This is a genomic window from Blastococcus sp. TF02A-35 (assembly GCF_004571075.1).
Classification (GTDB): domain Bacteria; phylum Actinomycetota; class Actinomycetes; order Mycobacteriales; family Geodermatophilaceae; genus Blastococcus.
Genome location: NZ_SPQP01000060.1, coordinates 1 through 16,363, shown reverse-complemented (window position 1 = coordinate 16,363; position 16,363 = coordinate 1). Strand labels below are relative to the sequence as shown.

Genomic DNA, 16,363 nt, shown 5'->3' with positions numbered 1-16,363 from the left:
GATCTTCAACAGCGACCGGATCGCCGCCCGCGCGCGTGCGGGCAAGGCGGGGATCTACCGCCGCTGGCCCACGATGGCCGCCCTCGCCCGGGCACGCCGGGCCGGGTCGCGACCGGGTCACCTTCACCCGCGGTCTGCCCCTGGCGTGAGCCCTGCGGGTCGCAGCGCCGCGGCCAGCGCCGCCGCCTGCCGCCGCCGCTGCGTGGTGCGCCCCGGCTGGAGCACGACCCCGAGCAGCCAGCGGCCGGCCAGCTCGGCTGCGTCGTCGTCGACGGCCAGCACGCGGGCGAGGGAGGCGGTGAGCTCCGCCCACCGACCGGCGTCGGGCAGGAGCAGCCCGGCCAGCAGGTCGGGCTCGGACTCGGCGAGCCGGCGCAGCACCGGGTGCGTGCCCAGCTCGTCGGCGAGGAGGGTCAGCGCCTGGTCCAGCGGCAGGGCCGCGGCGACCGCCGCCAGCCGGTCGGCCTCGGCGGCGAGCAGCGCCCGCGCCACGTCGTCCTTGGTGCGGAAGTAGTTGTAGAGGGTGCCTTTGGCGACACCCGCCTCGGCGGCCACCGACTGCATCGTGGAGCCGCGCAGCCCGTGCTCGGCGAACGCACGGGCGGCGCCGTCGAGCAGCCCGGCCCGGGTGCGGCTCACGGCCGGCGGGACCGGGTCAGGCGGCGAGCGACACCGCGTCGCCGCGGCGGTGGGCCGTACGGCCCTGCGCTCCGGCGCCGACGAGGGCCAGCGCGGGCTCGGCGGCCGGAGCAGCGGTCCCGGCGGGGACGGCGCTCTCCTCGCGGGTCTCCCCGGTCGTGGCCAGCGGGCGGACGTCCGCGCCGGCCGCGGCCACGCGCAGCTCCAGGCTCACCTCGGCGAGCAGGTCGGCCAGCTCGAGCTCCAGGGCGTCGCAGATCGAGGCGAGGAGCTCCGAGGAGGCCTCCTTCTGCCCGCGCTCGACCTCGGAGAGGTAGCCGAGGCTCACCCGGGCGGCGCCGGAGACGTCGCGCAACGTGCGGTGCTGACGCAGCCGGTGGCCGCGCAGGGTGCTCCCGAGCTGGGTGCGCAGCAGCGTCATGGCCGTCTCCTGTCCTGCCTGCGGGGAAGCGGCGGTGCCGTCAGGCACCGTGCGCTCACGGTACGCGGCCCGTGCGCCGACAGCCCGTCGGCGGGGCCGAGTCCGCTGATGGCGTAACGCCTGTGACGGAGCCGCCGTTCCCGCGTGGCGCTCACCCCAGCCGGTCGAGCAGCGAGCGGCACGCTGCGGCCACCGCACCCGCCCGGACCGCCGACCGGTCCCCGGGAAGGTCCAGCTCGGCGACGTCGGTGCGCTCGCCGTCGCTGACGCCGAGGTACACGCGGCCGGGCCCGTGCCCGTCCACCGGGTCGGGGCCGGCCACCCCGGTCAGGCCGACCCCCCAGGTGGAGCCGCACCGCAGGCGGATGCCCTCGGCCAGCGCGGCGGCGGTCTGCGGGCTGACCGGTCCGTGCTCGGCGAGCAGCTCCTCCGGGACGCCGGCCAGCGCGGACTTGAGGTCGGTGGCGTAGACGACGGCGCCACCGCGCAGCGTGGCGCTCGCGCCGGGGACCGACGCGAGCGTGGCGCAGAACAGGCCGGCGGTCAGCGACTCCGCCGCCGCGACGGTCTCCCCGCGGGCCAGGAGGGCGCGCTGCAGCTCGGCGGCCAGCGCCCCCGTCACGGGCGACGACGTCGTCATCGCGGCGCTCAGGCCGCGGTGTCGGTCCGGGTGCCGGTGCTCGGCCCGGTCGCGCGGCGGGCGGTGGCGGCCCGCATGGCGCGGGCGCTGGTCTGCCGCAGCGTCACGGCCCGGTAGACGTAGTCCAGCCCGCTGAGCACGGTGAGCAGCACGGCCGCGGCCATCACCCACCAGCGCGCGGAGGCCAGCAGCCCGGTCAGCGGGAGGATGTACAGGGCGATGGCCAGGGCCTGCACCACGGTCTTGGCCTTGCCGCCGCGGCTGGCGGCGATGACGCCGTGCCGGATGACCCAGAACCGCAGGACGGTCACGCCGACCTCGCGGACGAGGATCACCGCCGTCACCCACCAGGGCAGCAGCTCCAGGACCGAGAGGCCGATCAGCGCGGTGCCGGTGAGCGCCTTGTCGGCGATCGGGTCGGCCAGCTTGCCGAACTCGGTGACCTGGCCGGTGCGCCGCGCGATCAGCCCGTCGTAGCGGTCGGTGATGATGGCCAGCCCGAAGACCAGCGTCGCCCAGTAGCGGTCGGTGTTGTCCAGGCCGTCGTCCTGCAGGAGCAGGAGCGCGAACACCGGGACGACCAGCAGCCGCAGCACGGTCAGCGCGTTCGGCAGGTTGACCAGCTTCGCCGACTGCGGGGGTGTCGCAGCCGGGTCGGGGGCGACGTCGGTCACCGGGCTCACCGCCCGGCCGGGGCGACGGCGGGGACGAGCACCCGGGCGACGAGGTCGATGCCCTCGGTGCCGACGACCTCCGCCTCGACCAGCCGCCCGGCCACGGCGCCGTCCGGGACACCGGTGACGGTGGTCGTGCCGTCGGCGTCGGGGTCCTGGTGGGCGGCGTGGCCGACCCACGTGCCGGGGCCCTCCTCGGCCGAGAGGTCCTCGGTGAGCAGCACCTCGACCCGCTCGCCGATGCGGTCCTCCGCGCGCTGGGCGGTGAGTTCCTCGACCAGGTCGGTGATGCGGCGGACGCGGGCGTCGATCTCGGTCTGGTCGAGCTTGCCGGGCAGCCGCATGGCCTCGGTGCCCTCCTCGTCGGAGTAGCCGAAGACACCGACCGCGTCCAGGCGGCCCTCGGTGAGGAAGCGCTCGAGCTCGGCGACGTCCTCCTCGGTCTCCCCCGGGAACCCGAGGATGACGTTGGTGCGGAAGCCGGCGCCCGGGGCCAGGCTACGGGCACGCTCGATCGTGCGCAGGAAGTCCTCGGTGCCGCCGAAGCGCCGCATCCGGCGCAGCAGCGTGGGCGAGGAGTGCTGGAAGGACAGGTCGAAGTAGGGCGCCACACCGGGCGTGCCCGCGATCAGGTCCAGCAGGCCCGGGCGCAGCTCGGCGGGCTGCAGGTAGGCCACCCGCACGCGGACGATCCCCTCCACCGCGGCCAGCTGCGGCAGCAGCTTCTCCAGCGAGCGCAGGTCCCCGAGGTCCTTGCCGTAGGACGTGGAGTTCTCGCTGACCAGCACGAGCTCGGTGACGCCCTGGGAGGCCAGCCACTGGGCCTCGCCCAGCACCTCGGCCGGGGGCCGGGAGACGAACGCGCCGCGGAAGGTGGGGATGGCGCAGAAGGCGCAGCGGCGGTCGCAGCCGGAGGCCAGCTTCAGCGCCGCGGTCGGGCCGGAGGCCAGCCGCCGGCGCCGCAGCCAGTCGTGGCCCGGGATGGCGGGTGCGTCCGGGGCGACGGTGGCCGCGGTGCGCTGCACCGGGCTGATCGGGAGCAGGGTGCGGCGGTCGCGCGGGGTGTGCGGCACCAGGGGGCGCCCGCTCAGGACGTCGTCGAGGCGGCCGCCGATCTCGGCGTAGTCGTCGAAGCCGAGGACCGTGGCCTCCGGCAGCGCGCCGGCGAGCTCGGACCCGTAGCGCTCGGCCATGCAGCCGACGGCGACGACGGAGGCACCGGAGTCGGTCGCGGCGAGGATCGCGTCGACGGAGTCCTTCTTGGCCGACTCGATGAAGCCGCAGGTGTTGACCAGGACGGCGTCGGCGCCCTCGGCGTCCTCGACGAGCTCGTACCCCTCGGCAGCCAGCCGGCCGGCCAGCTCCTCGGAGTCGACCTCGTTGCGGGCGCATCCGAGCGTCACCACCGCCACGGTCCGGGCAGGGCTGGGCGCGGCTGTCACCCGGCCATCCTAGTCGCCACCGGCGCCGTCCTCACCGCTCGGCGGAGTGATCCACGACAGAGTTCACGCACCGCCGCGCAGGGTGAACAGCGTCGCCTCGAGCTCGTCGGGCTTGATGAGCACGTCGCGGGCCTTGGACCCCTCGGAGGGGCCGACGATGCCGCGGCTCTCCATGAGGTCCATGAGCCGGCCGGCCTTCGCGAAGCCGACGCGCAGCTTGCGCTGCAGCATCGACGTCGACCCGAACTGGCTGGTGACGATCAGCTCCACGGCCTGCAGCAGCAGGTCGAGGTCCCCGCCGATGTCCTCGTCGATCTCCTTCTGCTCGCCGGCGGCGCTGCCCGCGGAGAAGACCTCCTCGCGGTACTCCGGCTCGGCCTGCCGCTTGGTGAACTCGACGACCGCCTCGATCTCGGCGTCGGTGACGAAGGCGCCCTGGACGCGCATCGGCTTGCCGGCGCCGATGGGCATGAACAGCGCGTCGCCCATGCCGATGAGCTTCTCCGCGCCCGGCTGGTCGAGGATGACCCGGCTGTCGGTGAGGCTGGACGTGGAGAACGCCAGCCGCGACGGCACGTTGGCCTTGATCAGACCGGTGACCACGTCGACCGAGGGGCGCTGGGTCGCCAGGATCAGGTGGATACCGGCGGCACGCGCCTTCTGCGTGATCCGGACGATGTGCTCCTCGACGTCGCGCGGGGCGACCATCATGAGGTCGGCGAGCTCGTCGACGATCGCCAGGATGTAGGGGTAGGGGCGGTAGACCCGCTCGCTGCCCGGGGGCGCGGTGATCTCGCCCTTCTCGACCTTGCGGTTGAAGTCGTCGATGTGCCGCACGCCGGTGGACTTCATGTCCTGGTAGCGCTGCTCCATCTCCTCCACCAGCCAGGCGAGCGCGGTCGCGGCCTTCTTGGGGTCGGTGATGATCGGCGTGATCAGGTGCGGGATGCCGTCGTAGGGCGTCAGCTCGACCATCTTCGGGTCGACCAGGATCATCCGCAGCTGGTCCGGGGTGGCCCGCAGCAGCAGCGAGGTCAGGATCGAGTTGACGCAGCTGGACTTACCGGCACCGGTGGCACCGGCGACCAGCAGGTGCGGCATCTTCGCCAGGTTGGCGCAGACGAAGCCGCCCTCGATGTCCTTGCCGAGGCCGACCAGCATCGGGTGCGGGTCCTGCTTGGCGGCCTGCGAGCGCAGCACGTCGCCCAGGCTGACCTTCTCGCGGTCGGTGTTGGGCACCTCGATGCCGACGGCGGACTTGCCGGGGATCGGCGCCAGGATGCGGATGTTGTCGTTGGCCACCGCGTAGGCCATGTTCTTGGTCAGCTGGGTGATCTTCTCGACCTTGACGCCCTGGCCGAGCTCCACCTCGTAGCGGGTCACCGTCGGGCCACGGGTGAACCCGGTGACGGCGGCGTCGATGTTGAACTGCTCGAGCACGCCGCTGATCGCCTCGATGGCGACGTCGTTGGCCTTGGATCGGGCGCGCGGCGGGTCGCCGGGGCGCAGCGTCGACAGCGCGGGCAGCACGTAGTCGCCCTCGACCGGCTGGATGGACAGCTGCTCCGGCTCGGTGACCGGCGGCAGGTCCTCCTCCGGCCGGGTCCGGTCGACGACGGCCGGGCGTGCGGCGGGGACCGGCGGCGGGTCGGCCAGCACGGTGTGCTCGGGGTCGGTGGTGCGGGTGGCGTCGGGCGCCTCGGCGTAGGCGCCGTGGTCGATCGGGCCGGTGGTGAGCAGGTCCTCCGAGAGCGAGCGGCGACGGCGCCCCTTCGGTGCGGGCTCCTCGTCCTCCTCGTCGTCGTAGTCGTACTCGTCGTAGTCCTCGTCGTAGTCCTCGCGGCCGAGCAGCCGGTCGGTGAACTCGCGCAGCCGCTCGGGGATCTGGTGCACCGGCGTCGCGGTGATGACCAGCAGGCCGAAGAAGGCGAGCAGGACCAGGAGGACGACGGTGACGACCGGGCCGAGCCCGGCGACCAGCGGCGTCCCGACCGCCCAGCCGATGAGGCCGCCCGAGCCGGGGCGCCCCTGCTGGGGGTCGGCCCCGGCGCCGAGCACCTGCGCGATGCCCAGGACCGAGGACAGCGTGCAGACCCAGCCGATCGCGAGCCGGCCGCGCGCCTCGGGGCGCGGGCCCCGGCGCAGCAGCCGCAGCGCGGCGAAGAAGAGGATGACCGGCAGCACCATCACCAGCGAGCCGATGACCCAGCGCACGGCGTCGGTCAGGGCGGCGCCCACCGGGCCGATGCCGTCGCTCCAGGCGGCGGCGCCCAGCACGATGGCCAGGCCCAGCACGGCCAGGCCGACGCCGTCCCGGCGGTGCTCGGGCGCGAGCGGCTCGGCCTCCTCCGGGCGGGCGACCGAGCGGGCGAGGCCACCGGCGCCCTTGGCGAGCAGGTTCCAGCCACCGCTGGCGATCCGCCAGAGGCCGGGACCCGACTGCTGCTTCTTCTTGGCGGCCGGACGGCGGTTGGGCGCGCGCTTGGCGGGCGGCCGCTTCTTGCTCGCCGCCGTCGAACCGGACCGGCTGCGGGTCGCGGCCGGCCGACGCGTCGACGTGGTGCGGGCAGGCATGCGTCAGACGGTAAGCCCGCCGGGGGCCGGGACCGGGCAGGCCAGGCGTCGTGTCCCGCACCCGTCGGACCACTGCCATAACGTCACACCCATGACCAGCCCCGGCTCCTGGCCCACGCCGATCACCTCCGCACTGGTCGTCCGCGCCGCCGCGGCGCTGGGCGAGGTCGTCGTCGACGGGGCGGACGTCTGGTGGTCGGAGTCGCGCCCGGCCGAGGGCGGCCGGTCGGCCCTGGTGCGCCGGTCGCCCGACGGGACCGTGACCGACGTCCTCCCCGCCCCGTGGAACGCCCGCAACCGGGTGCACGAGTACGGCGGCGCCGCGTGGACGGTCGCCGGGGGCACGGTGTGGTTCACGAACTTCTCGGACCAGCGGCTGTACCGGCTGGACCCGGGCGCTCCCGAACCGGTCGCGGTGACCGGTGAGCCGGCGGTCCCCTCCGGCGTGCGGCACGCCGACCTGCGGGTCGCCCCCGACGGCCTGCTCGCGGTGCGGGAGACGCACGCGCCGTCGGGTGCGGCGGCCGACGTGGTGGACGAGATCGTGCGCGTGCTTCCGGACGGCGGCGAGGACGTGCTGGTCAGCGGCCCCGACTTCGTCTCCGACCCGGCCCCCTCCCCCGACGGCACCGCGCTGGCGTGGCTGCAGTGGGACCACCCGCACATGCCCTGGGACACCGCCCAGCTGGTCGTCCGGGCCGCCGACGGCACCGGGACCGTCGTCGCCGGCGGGCCCGGCGAGTCCGTCGTCCAGCCCTCCTGGGCACCGGACGGCACGCTCTGGTTCCTCTGCGACCGCACCGACGTCTGGTCGCTGTACCGATGGGCACCCGGCGGCGAGGCGGAGCTGGTGCTCGACGTGGGCAGCGACATCGCCGGACCGCAGTGGCGGTTCGGGCAGAGCCGGTTCGCCCTGCTGGACGACGGCCGCATCGCCCTGGCCTACGGCCGCGACGGCGCCGACCGGCTCGCCGTCCTCTCCCCCGGCGCGGAGCCGCGCGAGCTCGACCTGCCCTATACCTCGTTCTCCTACCTGCGCGCCCAGGGCTCGCGGGTCGTCTGCGCCGCCGGCGGGCCCGCGGCGGAGCGGGTGGTGCTCTCGGTCGACGTCGACAGCGGGCAGAGCGAGGTCCTGCGCCCCGCGCGCGACCTCGGCCTGGACCCGGCGTGGTTCTCGACGCCGGAGTTCCTCACCTTCCCGACCCCCGAGGACGGCACCGGCATCGACGCCGCCCACGCCGTCGTCTACCCGCCGGCCAACCCCGACGTCGACGCGGACGGCGGGCTGCCGCCGCTGGTCGTGATGGTGCACGGCGGGCCGACGTCGAGCCACGACCGCGTGCTGAGCCTGGAGATCCAGTACTTCACCTCGCGCGGGTTCTGCGTCGCGCACGTGGACTACCGGGGCTCCACCGGGTACGGCCGGCGCTACCGCGACGCGCTGCAGGGCCGCTGGGGCGTCGTCGACCTCGACGACGTCGTCGCCTGCGCCCGGTACCTCGCCGACGCCGGACGCGTGGACCCGGCCCGGATGGCCATCCGCGGTGGCTCGGCCGGCGGCTACACGGTGCTCGCCGCGCTGACGATGCGCCCCGGGGTGTTCACCGCGGGCGCCAGCCACTTCGGCGTCGCCGACCTCGGGGCGCTGGCCGCCGAGACGCACAAGTTCGAGTCGCGCTACCTCGACGGTCTCGTGGCGCCCTATGACCCAGTTGCAGGGCCCTCGGGCAACCCCGTCCACGCCGAGCGGTCACCCATCAACCACGTCGACGCGCTCGACACCCCGCTGGCGGTGTTCCAGGGCGACGAGGACGCCGTCGTCCCCCCGTCGCAGGCCGAGGCGATCGTCGCCGCGCTGCGCGCCAAGGGCGTGCCGCACGCCTACCTGCTGTTCCCGGGCGAGCAGCACGGGTTCCGCAAGGCGGAGAACATCCGGGCCGCCCTGGACGGCGAGCTCTCGTTCTACGCCCAGGTGTGGGGCTTCGACCTGCCGGCCGACGAGGACATCACGCCGATCGAGGTACGCGGCAGTGTGCACTGAGGGCGCGTCCCGGTGATCGAAACGCGCCCTCGCCGCACATCGCTCGCGGCCTTCAGACCTCCAGCACCGTCGGGATGATCATCGGGCGGCGGCGGTGCTTGTCCGACACCCACTTGCCCACCGTGCGGCGGATGATCTGCGACAGCCGGTGGGCGTCGGCGTCGTCGTCGGACAGCGCCCGCTTCAGGTTGTCCTCGACCAGCGCGAGCACCTCGTCGAACGCCGACGGGTCGTCGGAGAACCCGCGGGTGGACAGGTGCACCGGCCGCACGATGGTGCGCGTGGAGGGCTCGATCACCACGGTCAGCGCGACGAAGCCCTCGTCGCCGAGGATGCGGCGGGCCTGCAGCGACTCCTCGCCGACGTCGCCCACGTTGAGGCCGTCGACGTAGACGTCGCCCACCGGCACCGAGCCGACGAGCGAGGCCTTGCCGTCGACGAGGTCCACGACCACGCCGTCCTCGGCCAGGATGATCCGGTCGCTGGTCATGCCGGTCTCCTCGGCGAGCTTGGCGTGCGCCCGCAGGTGCCGCCACTCGCCGTGCACGGGCATGAGGTACTTCGGCTTGGCCACGTTCAGCAGCGTCCGCAGCTCGCCGGCCGGGGCGTGCCCGGAGACGTGCACCTTCGCGGTCTCCTTGTGCACGACGGTCGCGCCGCGGCGGGCCAGCCCGTTGATGACCTTGTAGACGGCGGTCTCGTTGCCGGGCACCAGGGAGGACGCGAGGACGACGGTGTCGCCGGCCTCGATGGTCACCTGGTGGTGGTCCCCGCGGGCCATGCGGCCGAGGGCCGACAGCGGCTCGCCCTGGGAGCCGGTGCTCACCAGCACGACCTGCTCGGCCGGCATCTTCGCCGCGTCGTCGAGGGAGACCATGAGGCCCGGGGCGACCCGCAGCAGCCCGAGGTCTCGGGCGACGCCCATGTTCCGCACCATCGACCGGCCGACGAAGGCCACCTTGCGGCCGTGCTTGTCGGCGGCGTCGAGCACCTGCTGGATCCGGTGCACGTGGCTGGCGAAGCTGGAGACGATCAGCCGCTGGGTGGCGCGGGCGAACACGTCCTCGAGAACCGGCCCGATCGACCGCTCCGGGGTCACGAAGCCGGGCACCTCGGCGTTGGTCGAGTCGGCCAGCAGGAGGTCGATGCCCTCGACGCCGAGCCGCGCGAAGGCGCCCAGGTCGGTCAGCACGCCGTCGAGCGGCAGCTGGTCCATCTTGAAGTCGCCGGTGTGCACCAGCACGCCGGCCGGGGTGTGCACCGCGACGGCGAGCGCGTCGGGGATCGAGTGGTTCACGGCGATGAACTCGCAGTGGAACGGCCCGGCCAGGTGGTCGTCGCCCGCGGCGACCTCGACCAGCGTCGGGTCGAGCCGGTGCTCGCGCAGCTTGGCCGCGACCAGCGCGAGGGTGAACCGCGAGCCGACGAGCGGGATGTCGCCGCGCAGCCGCAGCAGGTAGGGCAGCGCGCCGATGTGGTCCTCGTGCCCGTGGGTGAGGACGACGGCGACCACGTCGTCGAGGCGGTGCTCGATGACTCCGAAGTCGGGCAGGATCAGGTCGACCCCGGGCTGCTCGGCCTCCGGGAAGAGGACGCCGCAGTCGATGATCAGCAGCTTGCCGTCGAACTCGAGGACGGCCATGTTGCGGCCGATCTCGCCGAGACCGCCCAGGGCCATCACCCGCAGGCCGCCCTCGGGCAGCGGCGGGGGCGCCTTGAGGTCGAGGTGCGGTTGGGTGACCTGACCACTCACAGGGGTACGCCTCCAGCGGCGAGGTCGTCGCGCAGCTGCGCGAGCTGTTCGGGGGTGGCGTCGACCAGCGGCGGCCGGACCGGTCCGGCGGGCAGGCCGAGCGCGTTGAGCGCGGCCTTCACCGTGATGACGCCCTGGGTGCGGAACACGCCGGTGTAGACCGGCAGCAGGCTGGTGTTGATCGTCCGGGCGGTGGCGAGGTCGCCGGCCTCCACGGCGGCGATCAGCTCGGCCACGCGGGGGCCGACGAGGTGGCTGACGACGCTGACCACCCCGACGCCGCCCAGCGCGAGGATCGGCAGGTTCAGCATGTCCTCGCCGCTGTAGTAGGCGAGGTCGCTGCGGGCCATCGTCCAGGCCATGGCGCCGAGGTCGCCCTTGGCGTCCTTGACCGCCACGATCCGCGGGTGCTCGGCGGCCCGGACGAGGGTGTCCACCTCGATCGGCATGCCGGTGCGGACAGGGATGTCGTAGAGCATGATCGGCAGCTCGGTGCTGTCGGCGACCGACGTGAAGTGCCGGAGCAGGCCGGCCTGCGGCGGCCGGTTGTAGTACGGGGTGACGACGAGCAGCCCCTGCACGCCGAGCCGCTCGGCGGACTGCGCCAGCTCGATGGAGTGCGCGGTGTCGTTCGTGCCCACGCCGGCGACGACGGTCGCCCGGTCACCCACGGCGTCGAGCACGGCCTCGAGCACCGCGTGCTGCTCGGCGTCGCTGACCGTCGGCGACTCCCCCGTCGTCCCGAAGACGACGAGCCCGTCGTTGGCGCACCGGTCGACCAGGTGCGCGGCCAGCTGCTGGGCCCCGGCGAGGTCGATCGAGCCGTCCTCGGCGAACGGGGTGACCATCGCCGTCAGGACACGTCCGAACGGACGGGCGGGGTCGGTGGTCATGAGGAGAATCTACCCAGCGGTGGAGACGCGACCCCGCGCGTACTCCGACACGGCGAAGCGCAGGCCCTCCGACGCCGAGACCGACCACCCCTCGGCCGGTGTCCGGGCCGCCAGCGCCCACCGGTCGTCCAGCGACGGAGCCCAGGTGTCGCCCTCCACCGCGGTGTCGACGTCGGTGACCACGACCCGGTCGGCGTGCGGCAGGAAGGCGGCGTAGACCTCTCCCCCGCCGATGACCCAGAGGTCCTCGTGCTCGGCGAGCACCTGCTCGACCGAGGCGGCGCGGCGGGCCCCGTCGGCCGACCAGGACGGGTCCGAGGTCAGGACGACGTTGACCCGGCCCGGCAGCGGCCGGAACCGCTCGGGCAGCGACTCCCAGGTGCGCCGGCCCATGACGACGGTCGACCCGGTCGTCAGGGTGCGGAAGAGCTTCAGGTCCTCGGGCAGGTGCCAGGGCAGCTTCCCGCCGGCGCCGATCACCCCGCCCCGGGCCTGCGCCCAGATCATGGACACCGCACCCCGGCCGCTCACACCGCCACGGCTGCCCGGATCGCGGGGTGGGGCTCGTACCCGTGCACCGTGAAGTGCTCGTAGGTGTAGTCGAACAGCGACGGCGCCGGCGCCAGCTCCAGCGTCGGGAAGGGCCGCACCTCCCGCGAGAGCTGCTCGGTCACCTGCTCGACGTGGTTGCTGTAGATGTGGCAGTCGCCGCCGACCCAGACGAAGTCGCCGGGCTCCAGCCCGACCTGCGCGGCGATCATCTTCGTCAGCAGCGCGTAGCTGGCGATGTTGAACGGCACGCCGAGGAACATGTCGGCGCTGCGCTGGTAGAGCTGGCAGGAGAGCCTGCCGTCGGCGACGTAGAACTGGAAGAACGCGTGGCAGGGGGCCAGCGCCATGTCCGGCAGCGCCGCGACGTTCCAGGCCGAGACGATCATCCGGCGGGAGTCGGGGTCGGTGCGCAGCGTCTCCAGGAGCTGGCCGATCTGGTCGACCTGCTGCCCGTCCGGCGTGGGCCAGGACCGCCACTGCACGCCGTAGACCGGCCCGAGCTCGCCCTCGGGCGAGGCCCACTCGTCCCAGATGGTGACGCCGTTCTCGCGGAGCCAGGCCACGTTGCTCTCACCGCGCAGGAACCACAGCAGCTCCACGGCGATCGACTTGAAGTGGACCTTCTTCGTCGTCACCAGCGGGAAGGTCTCGGACAGGTCGTAGCGCAGCCGCTCGCCGAAGAGGCTGACGGTGCCCGTGCCGGTCCGGTCCTCCTTGGGTGTCCCCTGCTCGAGGATGCGCCGGAGGAGGTCTTCGTACTGGGTGTCGATCGGTGCCACGGACCCGAGCCTACGGCGGCGCACCGACGTCCCGGGACGGCCGGCGACGCGCGTGCCGGGAGGGACCGGAGAGGCGCTCAGCCCTCGGTGACGAGGGGGCTGGCGGCCACCTGGGTGCCGTCGGCCAGCGTGCTGATCCGGAAGTCCCCGAAGACGTTGCCGGCCACGCGCTGCAGCTCCCGCAGGCAGGCGATGGCCAGCTCGCGGATCTCGACGTCGGCGTGCTCGCTGGCGCGCATGGCGACGAAGTGCCGCCAGGCCCGGTAGTTGCCGGTGACCACGACGCGGGTCTCCGTGGCGTTGGGCAGCACCGAGCGGGCGGCCTGGCGGGCCTGCCGGTGGCGCAGGGTGGCGTTGGGGACGTCGGCGAACCGCTTCTCCAGCCCCTCCAGCAGCTCGGCGTAGGCGGCGGTCGCCGCGTCGGTCGCCGCCACGAAGGCTGCGTGCAGCTCCGGGTCCTCGGCGATGACCGCCGGCTCGACGACGGCCGCGTCGTGCTCGGGGACGTAGCGCTGGGAGAGCTGGCTGTAGGAGAAGTGCCGGTGCCGGACCAGCTCGTGGGTCAGCGACCGGGAGACCCCGGTGAGGTACATGGTCACCGAACCGTGCTCCAGCACCGCCAGGTGGCCGACCTCGAGGATGTGCCGGAGGTAGCCGGCGTTCGTGGCCGTGGCCGGGACCGGCTTGTCCCAGGACTGGTAGCAGGCCCGCCCGGCGAACTCCGCGAGCGCCTGCCCGCCCTCGGCGTCGGTCTCCCACGGCACGTCGGCCGGCGGGGTGAACTGCGTCTGGGCGATGACCTGGACCCGGAGCGGCGCGATCTCTGGCACGTCCGCGAGCCTACGGCGGGGCGCCCGGCAGACTGGTCGCCGTGGAGTGGTGGCAGCCGGTGCTCGCCGTGGCCGGCGGGCTCGTGGTGCTGTGGCTGGTCCTGGTCCTCCTGCTGTGGCGGTCCCGCGGGCTGGCCGTCCGCGAGGCGCTGCGGCTGCTGCCCGACGTCGTCCGCCTGGTGCGGCGGCTGGCCGCCGACCGCACGCTCCCCCGGGGCCTGCGCGTGCGCCTCTGGCTGCTCCTGGGCTACCTGCTCTCGCCGGTCGACCTGGTCCCCGACGTCGTTCCGGTCCTCGGCTACGCCGACGACGTCGTGGTCGTCGCCTGGGCGCTGCGCTCGGTGGTGCGGCGCGCCGGCGACGAGGCGCTCCTCCGGCACTGGCCCGGTGAGCCGGCCGGCCTCGCGGTGGTCCGCCGGCTCGCCGGCCTCACGCCGCAGCCCCCAGAGCACGGCTGAGGTCGGGCCACAGGTCCCCCCGCTCGGCGACGGCGACGTCCGGCAGGTCCATCCAGCCGGCCATCAGCCGCAGCTCCTCGGCCAGCGCCGCGGCGACGGCCGCGCGGTCGGCGCCCTCCTCGAGGTGCGCCGCCTGCACCCGGAGGACACCGGCCTTCCGGTCGGCCTTGAGGTCCACCCGCGCCACCAGCCGGTCCCCGAGCAGGAACGGCAGCACGTAGTAGCCGTGCACCCGCTTCTCCGCCGGTGTGTAGATCTCCAGCCGGTAGCGGAAGCCGAAGATCCGCTCCACCCGCGGCCGCTCCCAGACCAGAGAGTCGAACGGGCTCAGCAGCGCCCGCGCCCGGACCCACCGGGGACGGCGGGCGGCGGGGTCCAGCCAGGCGGGACGCCCCCAGCCGTCCACCTCGACCGGCAGCAGCTCGCCGGCGTCGGCCAGCTCGGCGATGGCCGTCCGCGCGTCGGCCGGGGTGAGGCGGAAGTAGTCGCGCAGGTCGGTCTCGGTGGCCACCCCCAGCGCCCGCGACGCGGTGCGGACCAGCTCCCGCACGGCGTCGGGCCGGGTGGGGGTGGGGGCCTCCAGGACCGCTGCGGGCAGGACCCGCTCGGGCAGGTCGTAGACCCGCTCGAACCCGGCGGTGCGCCGGGCGGCGGTGAGGGCCCCGGTGAAGAAGAGGTACTCCAGCGCCGCCTTGCCCGCGTGCCAGTTCCACATGCTGCCGGGCCGGTTGGGCCGTTCCTCCTGCAGCTCGCTGGCCCGGAGCGGGCCGCCGTCGCGCACCCGCTCGAGCAGGGACGCGACGTACTCCGGCCGCTCCCGCTGGACGCGGGTCATGCTCCCCCAGGCCTCCTGCTGTACCGCGGCCATCCGCCAGCGCAGGCAGGGGTGCAGCCGCACGGGGAGGAAGGAGGCCTCGTGCGCCCAGTACTCGAACAGCGTGTGCCGGCGGTTCGACAGCGCGTCCAGCGCCTCCCGCGGGTAGGGCCCGAGCCGGCTGAACGCGGGCAGGTAGTGCGACCGCGAGAGCACGTTGACCGAGTCGATCTGGACCACCGCGAGCCGGTCGACGAGCCGACCCAGCTGCCTGGTCCCCACCGGCCCGGACGGGCGCGGGTCGGCGAACCCCTGGGCGGCCAGCGCGATGCGCCGCGCGAGCGCGGCGGGGATCCGGTCGACTGCTGTCACAGCAGCTGATCCTGCCCGCCGGGTACGACGTCGGCGCCCGCGACCGCCGCACCTAGGCTGCCCGGGTGACCTCGCCGCCGCTCTTCCCCCGCCTCACGGGGTCGGCCGACGTCTCCGTCCGCCCCGCCCGCCGGGGTGACGGTGCCGCCGTCGCCCGCGTCCAGGCCGTGACCTGGCGGACGGCGTTCCGCGCCGTCCTGCCGCCTGCGGTCCTCGACGGCTGGGACGACGCCGCGGTGACCGCCACGTGGGAGGCCGCCGTCAGCACCCCACCCTCCCCCGCGCACCGCGTCCTCGTGGCGCTGGAGCGGGACGAGGTGGTCGGCTTCGCGGCGACCGTCCCGGGCGAGGAGCCCGGTGTCGCCGAGCTCGGCCCGCTGCTCGTCGAGCCCCGCTGGGGCCGCCGCGGGCATGGCAGCCGGCTGCTCGCTGCCGCCACCGACCTGGCTGTCGCCGACGGCGTCCGCAGCATGCGGGTGTGGCTGCTGGAGTCCGACCGGGTGTCGGAGGGCTTCTTCGAGTCGGCCGGCTGGGCCGCCGACGGCTGGGCCCGCACCCTGGAGACGGGCGGGGAGCCGCTCCGCGAGGTCCGCTGGCACGTGGAGCTGGACGGAGAGGACGGGCGATGACCTTCGAGGGTTTCCCCGACCAGGGGCTGGTCTTCTACGAAGGTCTCGAGGCGGACAACAGCAAGCCGTACTGGACGGCGCACCGGACCGACTACGAGGCGCACGTCCGCGGCCCCATGAGCGCGCTGGTCGAGGAGCTCGCGCCGGAGTTCGGCACCGGCAAGGTCTTCCGCCCCTACCGGGACGTGCGCTTCTCCCACGACAAGACGCCCTACAAGACACACCAGGGCGCGGTCGTGACCAGGGTGGGCCTGGGCACCGGCTCCTGGTACGTGCAGATCTCCGCGGACGGGCTGACCGTCTCCGGCGGGTGCTGGCGGCTGGAGTCCGACCAGGTGGCGCGCTACCGGCGGGCGGTGGCCGACGAGCTGCAAGGATCCCGGCTCGCCGCCGAGGTGGGCCGGCTGCGGGCCGCAGCCTGGGAGATCGAGGGGGACCGCCTCGTGCGCGTTCCCGCCGGCTTCTCCGCCGACCACGAGCGCATCGACCTGCTCAGGCACCGGTCGCTCTACGCGACCCGTCACTGGACGCCGGAGGACTGGCTGCACACCCGCGCGGCGGTCGATCGCGTCCGGGAGGGCTGGCGGGACCTGGTCGCGCTCAACACCTGGTTCGCCGACAACGTCGGCGCCACGACGAAGGAGCCCCGCCCCCGCCGCTGACCCCGCAACGGCCGAAATGGCCATGAAGGCCCCCCTCTAGGGCCGAAATGGCTAGTACGGGCTTTTGTGGGGGGACGACGAAGGGCCCCAGCCGTGATGGCTGGGGCCCTTCGTGAATGTTTGTCCGGCGGCGTCCTACTCTCCCACCCCGTCTCCAGGGCAGTACCATCGGCGCTGAGAGGCTTAGCTT

Annotated in this window: 16 protein-coding genes; 4 read left to right on the top strand and 12 right to left on the bottom strand. The window is 74.2% G+C overall.

Translation table 11 applies throughout. The features are described 5' to 3' along the window. Nucleotides 1-123: 123 nt before the first annotated feature. The 6 genes from E4P43_RS18715 to E4P43_RS18690 form a co-directional block, all read right to left on the bottom strand. On the bottom strand, nucleotides 124-639 hold the full coding sequence (locus E4P43_RS18715) for a helix-turn-helix domain-containing protein (protein WP_135147033.1): 516 nt from the start codon (nucleotides 637-639) through the stop codon (nucleotides 124-126). A gap of 16 nt (nucleotides 640-655) precedes the next feature. Beyond that, entirely contained in the window at nucleotides 656-1,060 is a 405-nt protein-coding gene (locus tag E4P43_RS18710) for a helix-turn-helix domain-containing protein (RefSeq protein WP_135147032.1), read from the bottom strand. A gap of 151 nt (nucleotides 1,061-1,211) precedes the next feature. Then, nucleotides 1,212-1,700, bottom strand: coding sequence for a nicotinamide-nucleotide amidohydrolase family protein (locus tag E4P43_RS18705; protein WP_135147031.1), 489 nt, complete (start codon nucleotides 1,698-1,700; stop codon nucleotides 1,212-1,214). Nucleotides 1,701-1,708: 8 nt separating this feature from the next. Further along, the gene (pgsA, locus tag E4P43_RS18700; protein ID WP_245159247.1) at nucleotides 1,709-2,374 is read right to left on the bottom strand and encodes a CDP-diacylglycerol--glycerol-3-phosphate 3-phosphatidyltransferase; all 666 of its coding nucleotides are present in this window, start codon (nucleotides 2,372-2,374) and stop codon (nucleotides 1,709-1,711) included. A gap of 5 nt (nucleotides 2,375-2,379) precedes the next feature. Continuing rightward, the gene (gene rimO / locus E4P43_RS18695; RefSeq protein WP_135147029.1) at nucleotides 2,380-3,816 is read right to left on the bottom strand and encodes a 30S ribosomal protein S12 methylthiotransferase RimO; all 1,437 of its coding nucleotides are present in this window, start codon (nucleotides 3,814-3,816) and stop codon (nucleotides 2,380-2,382) included. A gap of 63 nt (nucleotides 3,817-3,879) precedes the next feature. Next, complete coding sequence (locus E4P43_RS18690) at nucleotides 3,880-6,390, bottom strand: DNA translocase FtsK (RefSeq protein ID WP_135147028.1); 2,511 nt, start codon at nucleotides 6,388-6,390, stop codon at nucleotides 3,880-3,882. Nucleotides 6,391-6,481: 91 nt separating this feature from the next. Here E4P43_RS18690 and E4P43_RS18685 point away from each other — a divergent pair, with 91 nt between their 5' ends. Continuing rightward, nucleotides 6,482-8,431, top strand: a complete 1,950-nt coding sequence (locus E4P43_RS18685; RefSeq protein WP_135147027.1) for a S9 family peptidase — start codon at nucleotides 6,482-6,484, stop codon at nucleotides 8,429-8,431. Between the two features lie 52 nt (nucleotides 8,432-8,483). Here E4P43_RS18685 and E4P43_RS18680 read toward each other — a convergent pair whose 3' ends face one another. The 5 genes from E4P43_RS18680 to thyX all read right to left on the bottom strand — a co-directional run bounded on the left by E4P43_RS18680 (nucleotide 8,484) and on the right by thyX (nucleotide 13,238). Beyond that, nucleotides 8,484-10,184 (bottom strand): ribonuclease J, encoded by a 1,701-nt coding sequence (locus E4P43_RS18680; protein ID WP_135147026.1) that lies wholly within the window; start codon nucleotides 10,182-10,184, stop codon nucleotides 8,484-8,486. Continuing rightward, nucleotides 10,181-11,077, bottom strand: a complete 897-nt coding sequence (gene dapA / locus E4P43_RS18675; RefSeq protein WP_135147025.1) for a 4-hydroxy-tetrahydrodipicolinate synthase — start codon at nucleotides 11,075-11,077, stop codon at nucleotides 10,181-10,183. The genes E4P43_RS18680 and dapA overlap by 4 nt, the downstream gene beginning before the upstream one ends. 9 nt (nucleotides 11,078-11,086) lie before the next feature. Then, nucleotides 11,087-11,584, bottom strand: a complete 498-nt coding sequence (locus E4P43_RS18670; protein WP_135147024.1) for a dihydrofolate reductase — start codon at nucleotides 11,582-11,584, stop codon at nucleotides 11,087-11,089. A 20-nt stretch (nucleotides 11,585-11,604) separates the two neighbouring features. Continuing rightward, the gene (locus tag E4P43_RS18665) at nucleotides 11,605-12,408 is read right to left on the bottom strand and encodes a thymidylate synthase (RefSeq protein ID WP_135147023.1); all 804 of its coding nucleotides are present in this window, start codon (nucleotides 12,406-12,408) and stop codon (nucleotides 11,605-11,607) included. 77 nt (nucleotides 12,409-12,485) lie between these two features. Further along, entirely contained in the window at nucleotides 12,486-13,238 is a 753-nt protein-coding gene (gene thyX, locus E4P43_RS18660) for an FAD-dependent thymidylate synthase (RefSeq protein ID WP_135147022.1), read from the bottom strand. A gap of 41 nt (nucleotides 13,239-13,279) precedes the next feature. Between thyX and E4P43_RS18655 the strand changes: the two genes are divergently transcribed. Next, the gene (locus E4P43_RS18655) at nucleotides 13,280-13,696 is read left to right on the top strand and encodes a DUF1232 domain-containing protein (protein WP_135147021.1); all 417 of its coding nucleotides are present in this window, start codon (nucleotides 13,280-13,282) and stop codon (nucleotides 13,694-13,696) included. On the opposite strand, the gene E4P43_RS18650 is transcribed toward E4P43_RS18655, so the two are convergent. After that, nucleotides 13,668-14,882, bottom strand: coding sequence for a crosslink repair DNA glycosylase YcaQ family protein (locus tag E4P43_RS18650; protein WP_135147020.1), 1,215 nt, complete (start codon nucleotides 14,880-14,882; stop codon nucleotides 13,668-13,670). The genes E4P43_RS18655 and E4P43_RS18650 overlap by 29 nt on opposite strands. A gap of 65 nt (nucleotides 14,883-14,947) precedes the next feature. Here E4P43_RS18650 and E4P43_RS18645 point away from each other — a divergent pair, with 65 nt between their 5' ends. Both E4P43_RS18645 and E4P43_RS18640 read left to right on the top strand, forming a co-directional pair. Next, nucleotides 14,948-15,511, top strand: a complete 564-nt coding sequence (locus E4P43_RS18645; RefSeq protein ID WP_135147019.1) for a GNAT family N-acetyltransferase — start codon at nucleotides 14,948-14,950, stop codon at nucleotides 15,509-15,511. After that, nucleotides 15,508-16,173 carry a DUF2461 domain-containing protein gene (locus E4P43_RS18640; protein ID WP_135147018.1) on the top strand — a complete coding sequence of 222 codons (666 nt, stop codon included), beginning with the start codon at nucleotides 15,508-15,510 and terminating at the stop codon, nucleotides 16,171-16,173. Before E4P43_RS18645 ends, E4P43_RS18640 begins: the two co-directional genes overlap by 4 nt. Nucleotides 16,174-16,363 lie beyond the last annotated feature (190 nt).

Excerpts from the sequence above, each read along its gene's own strand:
- E4P43_RS18710 (WP_135147032.1), bottom strand. The coding sequence starts at position 1,060 with ATGACGCTGCTGCGCACCCAGCTCGGGAGCACCCTGCGCGGCCACCGG.
- E4P43_RS18705 (WP_135147031.1), bottom strand. The coding sequence starts at position 1,700 with ATGACGACGTCGTCGCCCGTGACGGGGGCGCTGGCCGCCGAGCTGCAG.
- E4P43_RS18690 (WP_135147028.1), bottom strand. The coding sequence starts at position 6,390 with ATGCCTGCCCGCACCACGTCGACGCGTCGGCCGGCCGCGACCCGCAGC.
- E4P43_RS18685 (WP_135147027.1), top strand. The coding sequence starts at position 6,482 with ATGACCAGCCCCGGCTCCTGGCCCACGCCGATCACCTCCGCACTGGTC.
- dapA (WP_135147025.1), bottom strand. The coding sequence starts at position 11,077 with ATGACCACCGACCCCGCCCGTCCGTTCGGACGTGTCCTGACGGCGATG.
- E4P43_RS18670 (WP_135147024.1), bottom strand. The coding sequence starts at position 11,584 with ATGATCTGGGCGCAGGCCCGGGGCGGGGTGATCGGCGCCGGCGGGAAG.
- E4P43_RS18640 (WP_135147018.1), top strand. The coding sequence starts at position 15,508 with ATGACCTTCGAGGGTTTCCCCGACCAGGGGCTGGTCTTCTACGAAGGT.